Source organism: Acidocella sp., assembly GCF_013044125.1.
In the GTDB taxonomy this organism is placed as follows: Bacteria; Pseudomonadota; Alphaproteobacteria; order Acetobacterales; family Acetobacteraceae; genus Acidocella.
In genome coordinates this window covers 1-15,039 of the sequence record NZ_JABEVC010000187.1, presented here as the reverse complement: position 1 = coordinate 15,039, position 15,039 = coordinate 1, and the positions used below count along the sequence as shown (strand labels likewise).

Here is a 15,039-nt window from a genome sequence, read left to right as displayed (position 1 = left end):
CGCCAAGACCGAGGGTGGGTTTAGGGGCGGGGATGTGTCGAACGAGGACGTGCAGCGCGATTTGCTGCCGTTGATCGAGGGGACCACGGTTTCCACCAAATACGGGCCGATCAAAACGGATTATATTCTCTTCATCGCCTCGGGGGCTTTTCATGTCGCCAAGCCGGCGGATTTGTTGCCTGAGTTGCAGGGGCGGTTGCCGATACGGGTGGAGCTCTCCTCGCTCTCGCGGGAGGATTTCAGGCGGATTCTCACCGAGCCTGAGCATTCGCTGCTGAAGCAGTATACAGCGCTGCTGAACACAGAGGGCGTGAATTTGACGTTTGCCGATGATGCGGTGGATGCGCTGGCCTCGCTGGCGTTTGATATCAACGATCGGGTGGAGAATATCGGGGCGCGGCGGCTGGCCACGGTGATTGAGAAATTGCTGGAGGAGATCAGCTTCTCCGCGACTGACCGCGCGGGAGAGAGCGTGGTGGTGGATGCGGCCTATGTGAACGAGAAGGTCGCGCCGCTGGCTGCCAAGGGCGATTTAAGCCGGTTTATTCTGTGAGCGTTTGATGAGATATCGTATCGCGGGCGCGCTGGCCGCCCTTGTGGCCCTGGGTGCGCTGGGGGTCGCGTATTTCGCGCAATATGTGCTGCTGCTGACACCGTGCGAACTCTGCCTGTGGGAGCGCTGGCCTTATCGCATTGTGGTGGTGCTGGGGTTGCTGGCGGTGTTGCTGCGCCGGGGCGGCGCGCGGGTGCTGCTGGGGCTGGCGGCGCTGGCGATGATCGGGGATGTGTTGATCGCCGGGCTGCATGTGGGGGTGGAGTTTGGCTGGTGGGCCTCGCCGTTGCCTGAGTGCAACGGAATTCTCACGCCAGGCGCGGCGTTGCCGATGGTGCCGGCAACGCCTTGCGACAAGCCGGTGTATCTGATCGCGCATTTGCCTGTATCCATGGCGATGATGGATTTTTGCGGGGCGCTGCTGTTTGCCACGGCGCTGCTGGTTTATGTGCTGAAAAAACCAAGGAAGTTTAAATGAGCGCGCAGGTGAAGCGGTTCATCCGGGTGGACCATGCCGGGGAATACGGCGCGGCGCGGATTTATGCCGGGCAGCTGGCAGTGCTGGGGCGTGGCGCGCAGGGGCCGGTGATAGAGCATATGCAGGCGCAGGAGATGGAACATTTGGAGCGTTTTGCTGAGATGATTCCCGCGCGCCGGGTGCGCCCGACCGCGCTGCTGCCGTTCTGGCATGTTGCGGGCTTCGCCCTGGGGGCGGCCACGGCGGCGCTGGGGGAAAAGGCGGCGATGGCCTGTACGGTGGCGGTGGAAGAAGTGATAGACGCGCATTACGCCGGGCAGGAGGCGGCGCTGGGCGAGCGGGAGGCGGCGTTGCGCGAGACGATTGCCACGTTCCGCGCCGAGGAGCTGGCGCATCGCGATATCGGCCTGGCGAACGGGGCGGAGCAGGCGCCGGGATACCGGTTGCTGACGGCGCTGATTAAAACCGGCTGCCGCGTGGCGATTAAGCTGAGCGAGCGGGTTTAGAGCGGGATGACTTCAGATTGACCTGCTTTGCGGGCCAATTTGAAGTCTGAATCGCCTTCTGCCGTTATAAATTACAGGCGGATGATGTGAGCCTCAGTCGCACGAGGGGCAGGCCAGGCAAGGGCTGGCTTGTGCCTCGGCAAGCTGGGCGGGTCTGGTGCGCGATGCCACCACAAGGGCCAGGCCGAGTGCTGCGATGCCCGCGCCGACGAGGGGAAGCCGCGCATAGCTCATGCCCGCGGTAAGGGCGGCGCCGCCAAGCCCTGCGCCCAGGGCGTTGCCAAGATTGAAGGCGCCCTGGTTGAGGGTGGAGGCCAAGTTTGGCGCGCCGGTCGCCGATTCGACCACCCAGGTCTGCAATGGCGAGACCAAGGCGAAGGCCAGCGCCCCCCAGACCGCCAAAACGGCGATCATCGCCGGTTCGTTCGCGCCGACCAGCCACATGAGGGCCAGGATGAAGACCAGCCCGGTGAAGCTGCCGATGACGGTTTTGATCAGGCTGCGATCCGCCAGGCGGCCGCCGATGAGATTGCCGGCGGTGAGGCCCAGGCCGATTGTGAGCAACGCGGCGGTGACGCTGCGAGGAGATAAGCCCGTGACCTGCTCCAGGTAAGGGGTGATGTAGGTGAAAACGCTGAACAGGCTGATGGCGGCGATGGTGGAGACGAGCATGGGCAGCAGGACGGGCCAGCGTCCCATGGTGCGGAATTCCTGGGCGAGCCGGTTGCGCGACCCGGGAATCCCTGAGGGGATGAAGGCCCAGATTGCGGCCATTGCGCCGGCGCCGATGAGGACCACGGCCCAGAACGCCATGCGCCAGCCCGCTGCCTGCCCCAGCGCCGTGCCGAGCGGCACGCCCAGCACGTTGGCCAGTTTCAGCCCGGTGAACATGAGCGCCACGGCCTGCGCGCGCTGCTCGCGCGCCACCAGATCGCGCGCGACCACGGCGCCGATGCCAAAAAACGCGCCGTGCGCGAAGGCCGTTACCACGCGGGCGGCCAGCAGAAAATTGTAGTTTGGCGCCAGGGCGCAGCCGATGTTGCCGATGATGAAAATGGCCATGAGGCTCAAGAGGGCTGTTTTGCGGGGCATGCGGCTGGTCGCCATTGCAACCAGCGGGGCGCCGACAACCACGCCCAGCGCGTAGCCGGAGACCAGATAGCCGGCCATGGGGACGGTGACGTTGAGGTCATGCGCGACGTTGGGCAGCAGGCCCATGATCACGAATTCAGTTGTACCGATGCCAAAGGATGCGATGGCCAGGGCCAGGATGGGGAGGGATAACAAATTGAGAAATCTCCGTGCAGGGCGTGGCCTGGCTGATTGTGCGGTGCAGCGAAGCGTAGCAGGGGGAAGTTGGGCGCGGGAGGTTGAATTTTTACATGCCAGACAAGAGACATTTGCGCGGCGCGGCCGGTGGATTCAGGCCGCGGCCCAGCATTGCCGGGCAATGGCGCGCAGTTGCAGGGCTTCGCTCCAGCGGTCTGTCTGGTCCTGCCCGTCGGGGCCGGAGATTGCGTATGGCGCGGGGCCAAGCTCACAGGTGAAGCAGAATTGCTCATCCTCTCCGGCGCGCGCCTTCCAGCTGCGCATCAGATAGGTCCACCACGCGCAAAACTGCGCCAGCATGGGCTGGTGCTGCGGGAAAGAGATTTCGACCTGGACCTGGCCGGGTGAAGCCACGCGCCCATGCGCGGCCCAGGAGCGGTTTAATATGGTTTGCACCTGGGTCTCGATTTCGCCGGGGAGCGGCGGGAGCGGAAACTCACGCGCCACCACATAGTGCGAAAGATCGGCGAGCAGGCGCAGGTTCGGCACTGCGCCGAGCAGATCGAGCATCACCAGCATATCGTTGTTCAGCCGGCCGCGGTGGGTTTCAAGATAGACCGGCACCGCGGATTGCTCGGCGATGCGCAGCCAGCCCTCCAGGATGCGCACGCTCTCGGAAAACGTGCGCGGGCGCACATCCGCCTGGATGGTGAGGTGATGCGCGCCATAGCGGCTGGCGAGCTCGACCGCGGGTTTCAGCGCCTCGATGCTGGCGGGAAAACACTGGCCCTCCGCCCCCAGCCCATGTTCGGCGCGCAAGGCGGCGAGCGGTGCGACGACCGCCGCGTCCTCGAAATGATGGGTGACGCCATCAAAGCCGGCGGCTGCCACGGCTGCAATGGCGGCGGCGGGGGAGAGGCCGCTGGCGCGGTCCTTCAACCGCTCCATGCCCCAAAGCGATTGAAAAACGAGGAGCTTTTGCATGTTTCAGGCTCTGATATCAAAGGTCATAACGGATGCCCGCTGGCATTAGATTCATTTTTGGCGCGCGGCCGCCCAGCCCCCCGCGCGCAGCACCAATTGTCTACGATGATGAGGCATCAGCCGTGGCCATTGGTATCAGCAGGGATTTGAGCGGGACATCCGGCGCGGCGAGGGCGGCCGGGCTGGGGTGGGCGCGTTGGGCGATGAGCATTCCGGCGAGCCGGATCTCCTTGCCGAGACGCATGCCCCCGGCTGCCGCCGCGGCGATGAGCCTGCCTTGCGCGTCGCATTGGAAATGCAGCACCGTGCCATCGGGCAGGTGCCGCGCGATGGTGGGGGCGTCCGGTTCGGCCAGTCCGGTTACCTGCAGGCAGAGATCATATTGGTCTGACCAGAACCAGGGCACCGCCTGGAACGGTTGTGTGCCGCCAAGCATGGTTTGTGCCACGGCTTCACCCTGGTCCTGCGCGTTGCGCCACGCTTCCAGCCGGATGCGCCGCCCGCCAAAAAGCGGGTGGGGGAAGGCGCAGCAATCCCCCGCTGCGTAGATATGGGGGTCGCTGGTGCGCAGCCCTTCATCCACCGCGATGCCGTTATCCAGTGCCAGTCCCGCGGCGGCGGCGAGCCGGGTTTCCGGGGCCGCGCCAATGCCGGCGATGACGAGATCCGCGGTGATGATGCGGCCATCGGCAAGGTGCAGATGGTGTTGCGCGCCGGCCCGCGCGATGCGCGCGATGACCACGCCGGGCAGGAGGTTCACGCCCGCCTGCGCGTGACGCGCGGCGATGACGGCGGCCACGGCGGCGGGGACGCCGCGCATCAACACGCGCGGCGCGGATTCGACAAGCGTGACCGCGGCGCCGCGCTGGCGGGCGGCGGCGGCGAGTTCCAGCCCGATGAAGCCCCCGCCGATAATCGCGACATGCGATTGCGGGGCCAGACGGGTGCGCAAGGCCAGTGCATCCTCGTAATTGCGCAGATACAGCACCCCCTCCGCTCCGGGCAGTTGGCGCGGCGTTGCACCGGTGGCGAGCAGCAGCTTGCTGTAGGCGAGGGTTGTGCCATCAGCGAGGTGAACCCGGCGCGCCGGGGCGGCGATGCTGGTGACCTCGGCGCCACGGCGCAGGCTGATATTTTGCGCGGCGGCCTGCTCCGGGGTGAGGACCCAGGCGGGTGACGGAGGTTCTGCTTCCAGCAGCGCGGCCTTGGAAAGAGGAGGACGGTCATAAGGGGCGTGCGGCTCGGCGCCGAGCAATGTGACTGCCCCTGTGTAGCCGCCCTGGCGCAAGGCGAGCGCCGCGCTGGCCCCGGCCTTGCCCGCGCCGATGATGACGATGCCCGGCATCAGCTCAGTGCGATCGTCACGCGCCCGCCGGCCAGCGTTACGGGAAAAATACGCAGGTTGACGCAGGCCGGGACTCCTTTGGCTTCGCCGGTGCGATAGTCAAAGCGGCCGTTATGCTTGGGGCATTCGATGATGTGGCCCATCACCAGCCCGCCGGCGAGATGCACCGCCTCATGCGTGCACAACCCGCTGGTGACGTAGAATTTGCCGCCGGGGGCGTGGTACACGGCGAAACTTTGGCCTTCCCGGTCGACGCGGATCACATCTTCCAACTCGATATCGCTGGTGGCGCACAGGTCAATGATTTGCGGCATGGCGGGTTTCTTTCAGGCAGCTTCGGTAACGGGGGTGCGCGCCGGGGCGGTGCGGGGCACGAAATAGGAGGGGTCGCGTTTCTGGCGCAGCAAGGCGGGAAGGATTTCCCGGTAGGCGGCGAACAGAGACGGGTAGGGGGCGGGGCAATCAGCCTTGATTTCCGCGTGCAAGGCTTTGAGCGCGTGATAAGGCACCATGGGAAACATGTGGTGCTCCACATGGTAGTTCATGTTCCAGTACAGGAAGCGCAGCAGCGGGTTCATGTACACGGTGCGGCAGTTCAGCCGGTGGTCGGTGACATCCTCCGCCAGCCCCGCATGCTGGGTAAGGCCGAAGACGAGGGATAGCCAGGCGCCGTAAAACGTGGGCAGGCCGATGAGCATGGCGGGCAGGATGGAGTGCAGGGCAATGCAAAGGGCCGCGATGGCGCCGAGGATAACGAGCCAGATGCGCGCGAGGGTGTAGACCTTGTGGTGCTCCATCGGCGGAATGAAGGTTGCCTCCTCCGGGCTTAGCCGGTGCAGGCTGTGCAGCAGAATATGCCGGAGCGATTTGATGCCGCCGGGGATGGCGAACAGTTTCAGCAGCAGTTGCAGAAAATCCGGCGGGCGGGGGGATGAGATTTCCGGATCGCGGCCTACGATCAGCGTATCGGTATGATGGCGCGTATGACTCCAGCGCCAGACCGTCGGCTCACGCAGCATCATGAAGCAGGAGATTTGATAAAGTGCGAGGTTCATCCAGCGCGTGCGGAAGGCGGTGCCGTGGCTGGTTTCGTGCCAGCGGGAATCCGCGGCGGAGCCATAAAGCACGCCATATACGGCCAAGGGCAGCACCGCCCGCCAGCTTCCCCAGAGGGCGATGCCAAGTCCGCCGGAGAGCCCGAGCGCTGCGAACCAGATCAGCGTGTCGCGGATTGCCGGCGCGTCGCGGCGCTGCATGAGTTGCTTCATGCGCGCGCGCGCGATGGGGGTTGCATACCATTGCGCCCCGGCCCGGCCATTTTCAACAGCGGCGGCGCCATCAGGGCCGGTGAGGCTGTAGTCGCGGATGGCAGGTTGGGGCATGGTGCGGTTTCCGTCTAGCGCGCGGCGTAAAACGCTGGGCGCCGTGCCATGGCGATGGGCTCAACCTTGCCAGATGTCTGCGCCAGCACGCAGGCATCGGCCGCCACGGCGGCGGCGTAGCCGTCCCAAGCGGTTGGCCCGTTGAGCCCGTGGCCTTGCACGCCGTTGATGAAGTCCTGGAGCTCGATGTCGTAGGCGTCGATGAAGCGCTCTTTCCAATCGGTGAGGATGCGTGTGGAGGAACGCGCGTTGCTACGCAGCAGGACGCTGGCAGGCTCCGGCAGGCTCGCGGTGCCGCTTTCACCCACGATGGTGCATTGAATGTCGTAGCCGTACTGGCAATTGACGAACACCTCGACATCAATGCGCGCGCCGCGCGTGGTTTCCAGCAGCACGATCTGGGGATCGGCCAGGCCGGAATGGGCGTGGCGGCTTTTGCGCGGGTAGACGACCTGGGCGCTGACGTAGTCGTCATCGAGCAGCCAGCGCAGCACGTCCAGCTCGTGGATCAGGGTGTCAACGATGGCCATGGGGGTTGTGTAGGTCTCGCCCACGCTCGGGTTGCGGTGCGCGCAATGCAGCATGAGCGGGTCGCCGATTTCACCGCCGCGCAGGGCGTTGCGCAGGGCGTTGTAGCCTTTGTCGTACTGGCGCATGAAGCCGACCTGCACCAGGCGCCGGCCGGCGGCCTGCTCGGCGTTGACAATGCGCATGCAGCCGGCGGCGGTTTCGGCCAGCGGCTTCTCGCAGAACACGGGCTTGCCCTGGGCGATGGCGGCCAGCACGAATTCCTCATGCGTCGGGCCCCAGGAGGTGACCAGAACGGCCTGCACGCGCGGGTCTGTGATGAGGGCGTGCGGGTCTTCATGCGTTGTGGCGTCAAGCTGATAGGTGGCGATGGTATCGCGCGCGCGCTGCGGGTTGATATCGTTGACCGCGATCACCTTGGCGCCGGAGAGCGTTTGGGTGAGCCTGCGGATGTGGTCCTGGCCGATGGCGCCGGTGCCGATGACGCCGATTTGAAGGTTCATTGATTTTGTCTCCAGCGGATTGAAGGGGGTGGTTAGGCGAGGTTCGCGCGGATGTAGGCCATGCTCTCACGCACCAGGGATTCGGTTGTGTCCATCTGCATGATCTGCTCCGCGAAGGGCTCGAAGGAGACTGTGCCGTTGTAGCCGCGCGCCAGCAGGGTGCGAAGCTGGGCGATGTTGCCCAGGCGGTCAGCCGGGCCGACGAACACGCGGTGGCCATCGCGCATTTGCGCCGGGGCGAGTTCGGGCGCTTCGACACCTGAGATGTGAACCAGGCCGGTCAACTCTGGAAAGAATTCTTCCTCGCCGGCGAGGAAATGGTGGAAGGTGTCATGCACCAGACGGTAGGTGCGCTCGCCGGAGATTTCGAAGATCGCCGCGGCGGCATCCGATTTGCGGCGCAATGCGCTCTCCTCGAAGCCGAGCGGCTCGACCAGGCCGGTGAGGCCGTGATCGTCCAGGATGGGCCGCAGGGTTTTGAGCGCGTGGAGGAGATCCGTGCGGCGCGTGGCGGCGCTGCGCTGATCGTCGCGGCTGTTGAGCGGGCACATCACCAGCGCGGCCGCGCCGCATTTTTGTGCGTAGGCGGCGAGTTGCTGGGCGCGCTGCTGCAAATCGGCGTCGCAGACATCGAAGGGATAGAGCGCGTTGATCGAACGGATTTTGATGCCGGCGGCGCTGGCCGTGGCGCGCAGGTGCGCGGCATTGCTGCCGTCGCTGATTTCGGCGCCCTTCAGGTCGTTGCGCAATTCGATGCCCGAGACGCCGAGACGCCCGCACATGGCGAGAAATTCAGGAAATGAGAGGCGCGGGGCGCTGATGCGGTTGATGGCGAATTCAAAATTTTGCGACATGAGGGAACCGGTTCGGTTTGAGGTGAAAACGGGGGAGGTGTTCAGCGCCGCGGGTGTTTGGCGAGGTAGCGCTGGATTTCGCTGAGCATGAAGCGCGAGGAGTCATCGGCGCGCTCTTCCCAGGCGAATACGCAGGAGGAGAGAATGCCATCGAAGCCGGTTTCGGCCAGGGTTGCGAAGAAGATGTCCCAGTTGATTTCGCCTTGGCCGATGTCAAGATGCTGGTGCACCCGCACCTTTGCGCCGGGCGGGTTGACGATATAGCGCAACCCCGAGGAGGCTGTGTGGTTGAAGGTGTCCGCCACGCGCACATGCGCCAGAAAGGGCGCGGCGCGGCGCAGCATGGCGGCCATATCCTCGCCGTAATAAAACGTGTGCGGCGCGATGTAGGATATTTTGACCTGGGGCGAGCCGATCATGCGCACGATGTCCAGCGCCTGGTTGAAGTCTTCCACCCAATCTTCCGGGTGGGGTTCAACCGAGAGGGTTATTTTTTCGCGCTCGAAGATGGGGACGAGTTCATCCATGGAGCGCCAGAACGCGGCCTCGCATAATTCCGGGGTGTTGAGGCCGGGGATGTGCGTGGGGGCGCGCTCGGGCGAGGCGCCGCGGCCGAATTCCGAGATCATCGTGGTGCAGCCGAGTTCGGCGGAGATTTCGATGGCTTTTTTCCAGTACCGGATGGCCGCCTGGCGTTCGTCCTCAAAGGGGCTGGACCAGCGATACATCGGCTGAAGGGTGGCGAGTTCGACGCCGTGATCGCGCATCGCGCGCTTGAATTCATCGATGCGCTCGCGATCGGCGCGCGGCATCACCCACCAGTCCAGGAAATCAGCCCGGGGGGAGAGTTCGATATGCCGGTAGCCGAGATCGGCGGTTTTGCGCGCAATGTCAGGCAGGCTGAGATGGCGGTGCATGTAGGGGTCGAGCGCGATCTTCATTGGTGTTTCCTGGCTTTATTTTGTGTTGTCCAACAGGCGGTTCCGGCGGGGACGGCTGGTGAGCCGGAACATGCATGCAGGTGCGATGGGGGGAATGTAGGGACAGGCGGGTGTGATTGCAGTTGCTATTTTGACGATAAAACGTCAAAATACGGAAATTCGGCGGGGCATATGCGAAGGTGGTTTCAATGGCGGTATCGCCGAGACGCAAGAAAACCGCCCGGTTTGACGATATTGCCGCGGTGGCGGGGGTCAGTTCCTCGACAGTGGACCGGGTGCTCAATGAGCGGGGCAGCGTGTCGGCGCGCGCGCGTGCCAAGGTGGTGGCGGCGGCCAAGGAGCTGGCGATTCCGCGCGTGCTGCCCGAGATGCGCCATGGGTTGATCCATTTGGATATTCTGTTGCCCAGCAATGGATCGCCGTTTTTCCGGCGGCTCAACCTGGCGCTGCAACGCGCGATTCCGCTGCTCAACAAGCGTGTCGTCGTGCACCGGAAGTCTTTTCCCGAGCAGGATGAAGCCGCGATGATCCGGGCGGTGCGGACTTGCCCCTATGCGCGGCAAGGGTTGATCATCGCGGCGCCGGATACGCCGCTGATGCGCGGTGCGTTGCGCGAGGCGTTGGGGCGGGGCGAGCATGTGGCAATGGTTGTGACCAACGTCTCGGGGGTGGAGGGGGCGCGATATGTCGGCATTGACAACTACGCGGCGGGGCGGACCGCAGGGTATCTGCTCGGGCGGTTCTGCCACAAGCCCGGGCGGGTGCTGTTGCTCTCCAGCCGGGCGGATTATCGCGGGCATCTTGAGCGCGTGAGCGGCTGCACCGATGTGCTGGGGGAGATGTTCGCGCATCTGCGGTGCGCGCCGCTGCTGGGCCAGACCAGCGATGATTCCGACCGGTGCTACATCGCCATGAGCGAAGCGTTCAGGCGTGGTGAGCCGATTGCGGGCATATACAACACCGGGGCCGGCTCGCCGGGGATTGAGGCGGCGCTGCGCCGTTTTGCGGCGGGCGGGACGGTGTGCTGGGTGGCGCATGAACTCTCCGACGATCATCGGCAGTATTTGCACAGCGGGATTCTGGATGTGGTGATCGACCAGGATCCCGATGGCCAGGCGACCATGGCGTTGCAGCATGTGTTGAGGGCGCCGGAAGTGCCTGTGCCCGGCGGCGCCGGGCCGGGGGAGTTCCGGCTTTATCTGCCCGAGAACATGCGTAAGGAGAGCTATATCGCGCGGTGAGAGTTGGCTCGCTGGAAGACTGAAGGCATCAGGCTCTAGCCATTTTTCTGAGGGCGATTTACGTTTTCGGCTCGCTCGGTTGAGCGAACCTCAAACGATCGCGCTCTAATGAATCTCCGGCTCTGGCACGGGCGCGCCGTGGGCGGTTTCGAGAAAATCGAAGTCGCAGCCTTCATCCGCCTGGGTGACATGCTGCGCGTGCAGGGCGCCGAAGCCGCGCCCGTAATGCGGTTTGGGCGGCACCCAGGCGGCGCGGCGGGCTTCCAGCGTCGCGGCGTCGACGCAGAGTTCCAGCCGGCGTTGTGCGACGTCGAGCTCGATGATGTCCTGATCCTGGACGAAGGCGAGCGGCCCGCCGACCCGGCTCTCCGGGCAGATATGCAGCACGCAGGCGCCGTAGCTGGTGCCCGACATGCGGGCATCGGAGATGCGCACCATGTCGCGCACGCCTTGGGCGAGAAGTTTTTTCGGGATCGGCAGCTGGCCCCATTCGGGCATGCCGGGGGCGCCGATCGGTCCGGCGTCCTGCAGGACCAGAACTGAATCCGCGGTGACGTTCAGGGCGGGATCGTCAATGCGGGCTTCCATGTCATTATAGTTCTTGAACACGACGGCGGGGCCGCGATGTTTCAGGAGCCGTGGCTCCGCCGCGCCAGGTTTGATGACGGCGCCGCGCGGGGCGAGATTGCCGGTGAGGACGGCAAGGCCGCCGGAGGTGCCGACGGGATTGTCCCAGGTGCGGATGACGTCATCGAGATAGACTTCCGCGCCGGCGATGTTCTCGCCCAGGCTGGCGCCGTTCACGGTGGGGCAGCCCAGATGCAGATGTTCGCTGAGGCGGCTGAGCAGCGCCCTGGTGCCCCCGGCATAGTAGAAATCTTCCATGAGGAAGCGCCCGGTGGGGCGGATGTCCGCCAGGACGGGGATTTTGCGGCTCAGGCGGTCGAAGGCTTCCAGCTCCAGCTTTATGCCGGCGCGCCGCGCCATGGCGATGAGATGGACGATGGCGTTGGTGGAGCCGGAGAGGGCGAGCGTGGTGACGATGGCGTTCTCGAAGGATTCCAGGGTGAGAATATCCGAGGGTTTCAGATCCTCCCAGACCATCTCGACGATGCGGCGCCCCGTGTCCGAGGCCAGGCGGGAATGATTGGCGTCAGGTGCTGGGATGGACGAGCCGCCGGGGAGCACGAAGCCCAGGGATTCGGCCAGGGTCATCATCGTCGCGGCGGTGCCCATGGTCATGCAGGTGCCGGCGGAGCGGGCGATGCCGTCCTCCAGCTCGCCCCATGCCTCATCGCTCAGGTTGCCGGCCCGCCGCTCGGCCCAATGCTTCCAGACATCCGAGCCGGAGCCGAGAACCTTGCCGCGCCAGTTGCCGCGCAGCATTGGCCCGGCGGGAAAGTAGATCGCCGGGATGTTCATGGAGATCGCGCCCATCAGCAGGCCGGGGGTGGTTTTGTCGCAGCCGCCCATCAGCACCACGCCGTCAATCGGGTGGCTGCGCAGTAGCTCCTCGGCCTCCATGGCGAGGAAGTTGCGGTAGAGCATTGTTGTCGGCTTTACGAAGGGTTCGCCCAGGCTCATGGCCGGGAGCACCACGGGAAAGCCGCCCGCCTGCCAGATGCCGCGCTTCACCTCTTCCACGCGCTGCGGGAAGTGGCTGTGGCAGGAGTTCATGTCCGACCAAGTGTTGAGGATGCCGATGACCGGTTTGCCCTCAAAATCCTTGCGCGAGAAGCCCATCTGCTTGGTGCGCGAGCGGTGGCCGAAGGCGCGTAGGGTGTCCACGCCGTACCAGCGGTGGCTGCGCAGCTCTTCATAGGTTTTTTTGGGCGGTTGGCTCATGAGGCTGTGTCCTGTGTTGTTTCAGCTCAGGGGTTGGGCAAGCTGGCCGAGCGGCCGGCCGGGGATGGTGCGGGCGCCGTGCCGTGCGTCCCATTCGCTTTGCACATGCTCCAGCACGCGCATGACGGGCAGCACGGAGCGGCCGGTGACGAGGGGGGCGCGGCCTTCGTTCAAGGCGGCGATGAAATCCTGCGCGATGAGCCAGGCATTTTCGTGCTCGGTGGTGGCGGGGGCGGTTCCGGCGCCGGTGGTCAGCGTGGCGGTCAGCTCGTCGAGCCGGTAGCTGTCGCGGTTGGTCACGGCGAGCGTGTCGTAGATCCGCTCGCGCGCGTAATAGGAGCCGGTGGCGAGGATGCTCTGATCGTCATGCGTCTCGATGAGGACGCAGACTTCCATGGGGATGCCGGTGTTGGGGTCCAGCCCCGGCATGAAGCTCTGGATGCGCCGGATACGCGCCTCGGCCGCCGCGGGGTCGCCGCCGCCCAGCAGCCAGAGGCCGAAATCCAGCAGATGCGTGGTGTGGTGCCAGAGGATGTTGTCAATCCAGTGCCGCTTGATGCCGGTGGCGCCGATGTTGACCAGCCGGTGGATGAAGAAACGCCCGTGCACATGGCGCGGCGTTTCCTCGCCGGATTGCACGCGCGCGAGCAGCGCGCGCCGTTCCGGGCGGAAGCGCATGGGGTGAGAGACGGCGAGCATGACCCCGGCCTGCTCGGCGGCGCCCACCACCGCCTCGGCGGCGGCAAGGGTCATGCCGAGGGGGATTTCCACCAGGAGCGCCTTGCCCGCCTTGATGACTTCCATCGCCATCGCGGCGTGCGTCTCGCTGGGGCCGGCGATGATGACGGCGTCAATCTCGGGCTGGTTCACGGCTTCGCGGAGGCTCGTGGTGGCGTGGCGGAAGCCGTATTGCGCGGCGAAGGCGGCGGTGGGCGCGCTCTCGCGCCCGACCACCGTGTGCAGGCATACGCCAGGATATTCGCGCAGGGCCTCGGCGTGCCAGATGCCCATCATGCCGTGGCCGATCAGACAAAGGTTTTTCATTGTGCGGATTCCGTGGTGTGGAGGTTAGCCATGGGGAAAGCGGGGATGGGAACACCCGGCGCCTGGAGGCGCAAGGCGAAAATGCCACCGGAGAGGGGGGTGGTTTCGAGCCGGGCCGGCGCGACATGGTGCCGGGCCGAGGTGATGAAGAGGGTTTTCATGTCCGGCCCGCCGAAGCAGGGCATGGTGGGGGCGGCGCAGGGAAGCTTTATGTGCTGCACGCGCGCGCCCTCCGCCGTGTAGGCGTTGAGCACACCGGCGGAGATGCCCGCACTCCAGTATAGCCCGGCCTGGTCGGTGGCGCCGCCATCGGGCCGGCCGTCGGCCTCGCCGGGTGTGGCGATGAGCCGCGGGTTGGAGATCGCGCCGGTGGCGGGGGCGTAATCGTAGCGCATCAGCTTCTGCGCCTTGCTGTCGGAATGGAACATCGTGCGCCCGTCGGCCGACCAGGCGAGGCCGTTGGAGACGATCAGCCCTTCCAGCACCCGTGTGGCGCGCCCGTCGGCATCGATGCGGTAGAGCGCGCCGGTGGGACGCGAGAGCGTGGCCTCGTCCATGGTGCCGAGAAAAAAGCGGCCGCCGGGGGCGACTTTACCGTCATTATAGCGGTTGCCGGGGGTGGGGCCTTCAGGGTCGGCGATGAAGCGCAGGTGTGCCGTGCGGGGGTTGAAGTGATGGACCCCCTCGCGCAGCGCCACGAGCAAGCCGCCATCGTCAGCCAGGGCCGCGCAGCCGATGGCGCTTGGCATCGGCCAGCTGTGGCGGGTGCCGGTTGCCGGGTCCAGCCGGTGCAGGCTGGGGGCGATGATATCCACCCAATAGAGCGCCTGCTCGGCCGCGCTCCAGACCGGGCTTTCGCCCAGCCCGGCCTGCGCGTCGAGGATGCAGGTGATGTCCATGCTCTCGCCCCCTTCCGGCTCGCGGTTCAGCGCATCGTCGGCATGGCGAAATCGGCGCCCTTGCGGATGCCGGTCGGCCAGCGCGCGGTGGTGGTTTTAAGGCGCGTGTAGAAGCGCACGCCCTCGCGGCCATGGATGGCGTGGTCACCGAAGATGGAGCGCTTCCAGCCGCCGAAGGAGTGGAACGCCATGGGCACCGGGATGGGAACATTGATCCCGACCATGCCGGCCAGCACGCCGTTGGAGAAACTGCGCGCGGAGTCACCATCGCTGGTGTAGATCACGGCGCCGTTGCCAAATTCATGCTCGTTCACCAGTTGCAGCGCGGCTTCGAAACTGTCGCGCCGGACGACGCTGAGCACGGGGCCGAAGATTTCCTCGCGGTAGATGGTCATGTCCGGGGTTACATAATCAAACAGCGTGGGGCCGGTGAAGTAGCCGCCTTCGTTGCCTTGCAGGGTGAGGCCGCGCCCGTCCAGCACCAGCTCGGCGCCTTCCGCCTCGCCGCGCGCGATGTAGGATTCGACCTTGGCGCGATGCGCGGCGGTGACCAGGGGGCCCATTTCGGCTTCTTTGTCGGTGCCGGGCCCGATCTTCAAGGCCCGCGCCCGCTCCGCGATGCGCGCCACCAGCGGCTCGGCGATGGTGCCTACCGGCACGGCGACGG

At 65.5% G+C, this 15,039-nt stretch carries 16 protein-coding genes; 4 read left to right on the top strand and 12 right to left on the bottom strand.

The genetic code is table 11. The features are described 5' to 3' along the window. The 3 genes from HKL97_RS11340 to HKL97_RS11330 form a co-directional block, all read left to right on the top strand. Positions 1-553 (top strand): AAA family ATPase (locus HKL97_RS11340; RefSeq protein WP_291425384.1); only part of this gene is annotated, 553 nt, incomplete at its 5' end. 7 nt (positions 554-560) lie between these two features. Next, entirely contained in the window at positions 561-1,031 is a 471-nt protein-coding gene (locus tag HKL97_RS11335; protein WP_291425383.1) for a disulfide bond formation protein B, read from the top strand. Continuing rightward, on the top strand, positions 1,028-1,537 hold the full coding sequence (locus HKL97_RS11330; RefSeq protein WP_291425381.1) for a demethoxyubiquinone hydroxylase family protein: 510 nt from the start codon (positions 1,028-1,030) through the stop codon (positions 1,535-1,537). The genes HKL97_RS11335 and HKL97_RS11330 overlap by 4 nt, the downstream gene beginning before the upstream one ends. A gap of 93 nt (positions 1,538-1,630) precedes the next feature. Here HKL97_RS11330 and HKL97_RS11325 read toward each other — a convergent pair whose 3' ends face one another. The 8 genes from HKL97_RS11325 to HKL97_RS11290 form a co-directional block, all read right to left on the bottom strand. Next, positions 1,631-2,824, bottom strand: a complete 1,194-nt coding sequence (locus HKL97_RS11325; protein ID WP_291425379.1) for an MFS transporter — start codon at positions 2,822-2,824, stop codon at positions 1,631-1,633. A 135-nt stretch (positions 2,825-2,959) separates the two neighbouring features. After that, positions 2,960-3,790 (bottom strand): sugar phosphate isomerase/epimerase, encoded by an 831-nt coding sequence (locus tag HKL97_RS11320; protein ID WP_291425377.1) that lies wholly within the window; start codon positions 3,788-3,790, stop codon positions 2,960-2,962. A 100-nt stretch (positions 3,791-3,890) separates the two neighbouring features. Further along, positions 3,891-5,135 (bottom strand): NAD(P)/FAD-dependent oxidoreductase, encoded by a 1,245-nt coding sequence (locus HKL97_RS11315; RefSeq protein ID WP_291425375.1) that lies wholly within the window; start codon positions 5,133-5,135, stop codon positions 3,891-3,893. Beyond that, a complete protein-coding gene (locus HKL97_RS11310; protein WP_291425373.1) occupies positions 5,135-5,449 on the bottom strand; it encodes a MocE family 2Fe-2S type ferredoxin in 315 nt (104 codons plus the stop codon). The genes HKL97_RS11315 and HKL97_RS11310 overlap by 1 nt, the downstream gene beginning before the upstream one ends. A gap of 12 nt (positions 5,450-5,461) precedes the next feature. Then, complete coding sequence (locus HKL97_RS11305) at positions 5,462-6,517, bottom strand: fatty acid desaturase family protein (protein WP_291425371.1); 1,056 nt, start codon at positions 6,515-6,517, stop codon at positions 5,462-5,464. A 14-nt stretch (positions 6,518-6,531) separates the two neighbouring features. Further along, positions 6,532-7,548 (bottom strand): Gfo/Idh/MocA family protein, encoded by a 1,017-nt coding sequence (locus tag HKL97_RS11300; protein WP_291425369.1) that lies wholly within the window; start codon positions 7,546-7,548, stop codon positions 6,532-6,534. Between the two features lie 32 nt (positions 7,549-7,580). Further along, the gene (locus tag HKL97_RS11295; RefSeq protein WP_291425367.1) at positions 7,581-8,402 is read right to left on the bottom strand and encodes a TIM barrel protein; all 822 of its coding nucleotides are present in this window, start codon (positions 8,400-8,402) and stop codon (positions 7,581-7,583) included. A gap of 41 nt (positions 8,403-8,443) precedes the next feature. Beyond that, complete coding sequence (locus tag HKL97_RS11290) at positions 8,444-9,343, bottom strand: sugar phosphate isomerase/epimerase family protein (protein ID WP_291425365.1); 900 nt, start codon at positions 9,341-9,343, stop codon at positions 8,444-8,446. A gap of 188 nt (positions 9,344-9,531) precedes the next feature. Here HKL97_RS11290 and HKL97_RS11285 point away from each other — a divergent pair, with 188 nt between their 5' ends. Next, on the top strand, positions 9,532-10,584 hold the full coding sequence (locus HKL97_RS11285; protein WP_291425363.1) for a LacI family DNA-binding transcriptional regulator: 1,053 nt from the start codon (positions 9,532-9,534) through the stop codon (positions 10,582-10,584). Positions 10,585-10,689: 105 nt separating this feature from the next. Here the strand turns inward: HKL97_RS11285 and araD are convergent, their stop codons facing one another. The 4 genes from araD to HKL97_RS11265 form a co-directional block, all read right to left on the bottom strand. Then, complete coding sequence (araD, locus tag HKL97_RS11280) at positions 10,690-12,429, bottom strand: L-arabinonate dehydratase (protein ID WP_291425361.1); 1,740 nt, start codon at positions 12,427-12,429, stop codon at positions 10,690-10,692. A 21-nt stretch (positions 12,430-12,450) separates the two neighbouring features. Continuing rightward, positions 12,451-13,473, bottom strand: coding sequence for a Gfo/Idh/MocA family protein (locus tag HKL97_RS11275; RefSeq protein ID WP_291425360.1), 1,023 nt, complete (start codon positions 13,471-13,473; stop codon positions 12,451-12,453). Further along, a complete protein-coding gene (locus HKL97_RS11270; protein WP_291425358.1) occupies positions 13,470-14,372 on the bottom strand; it encodes an SMP-30/gluconolactonase/LRE family protein in 903 nt (300 codons plus the stop codon). The genes HKL97_RS11275 and HKL97_RS11270 overlap by 4 nt, the downstream gene beginning before the upstream one ends. Positions 14,373-14,398: 26 nt before the next feature. Beyond that, a partial coding sequence (locus HKL97_RS11265) for an aldehyde dehydrogenase family protein (protein ID WP_291425356.1) occupies positions 14,399-15,039 on the bottom strand: 641 nt, incomplete at its 5' end.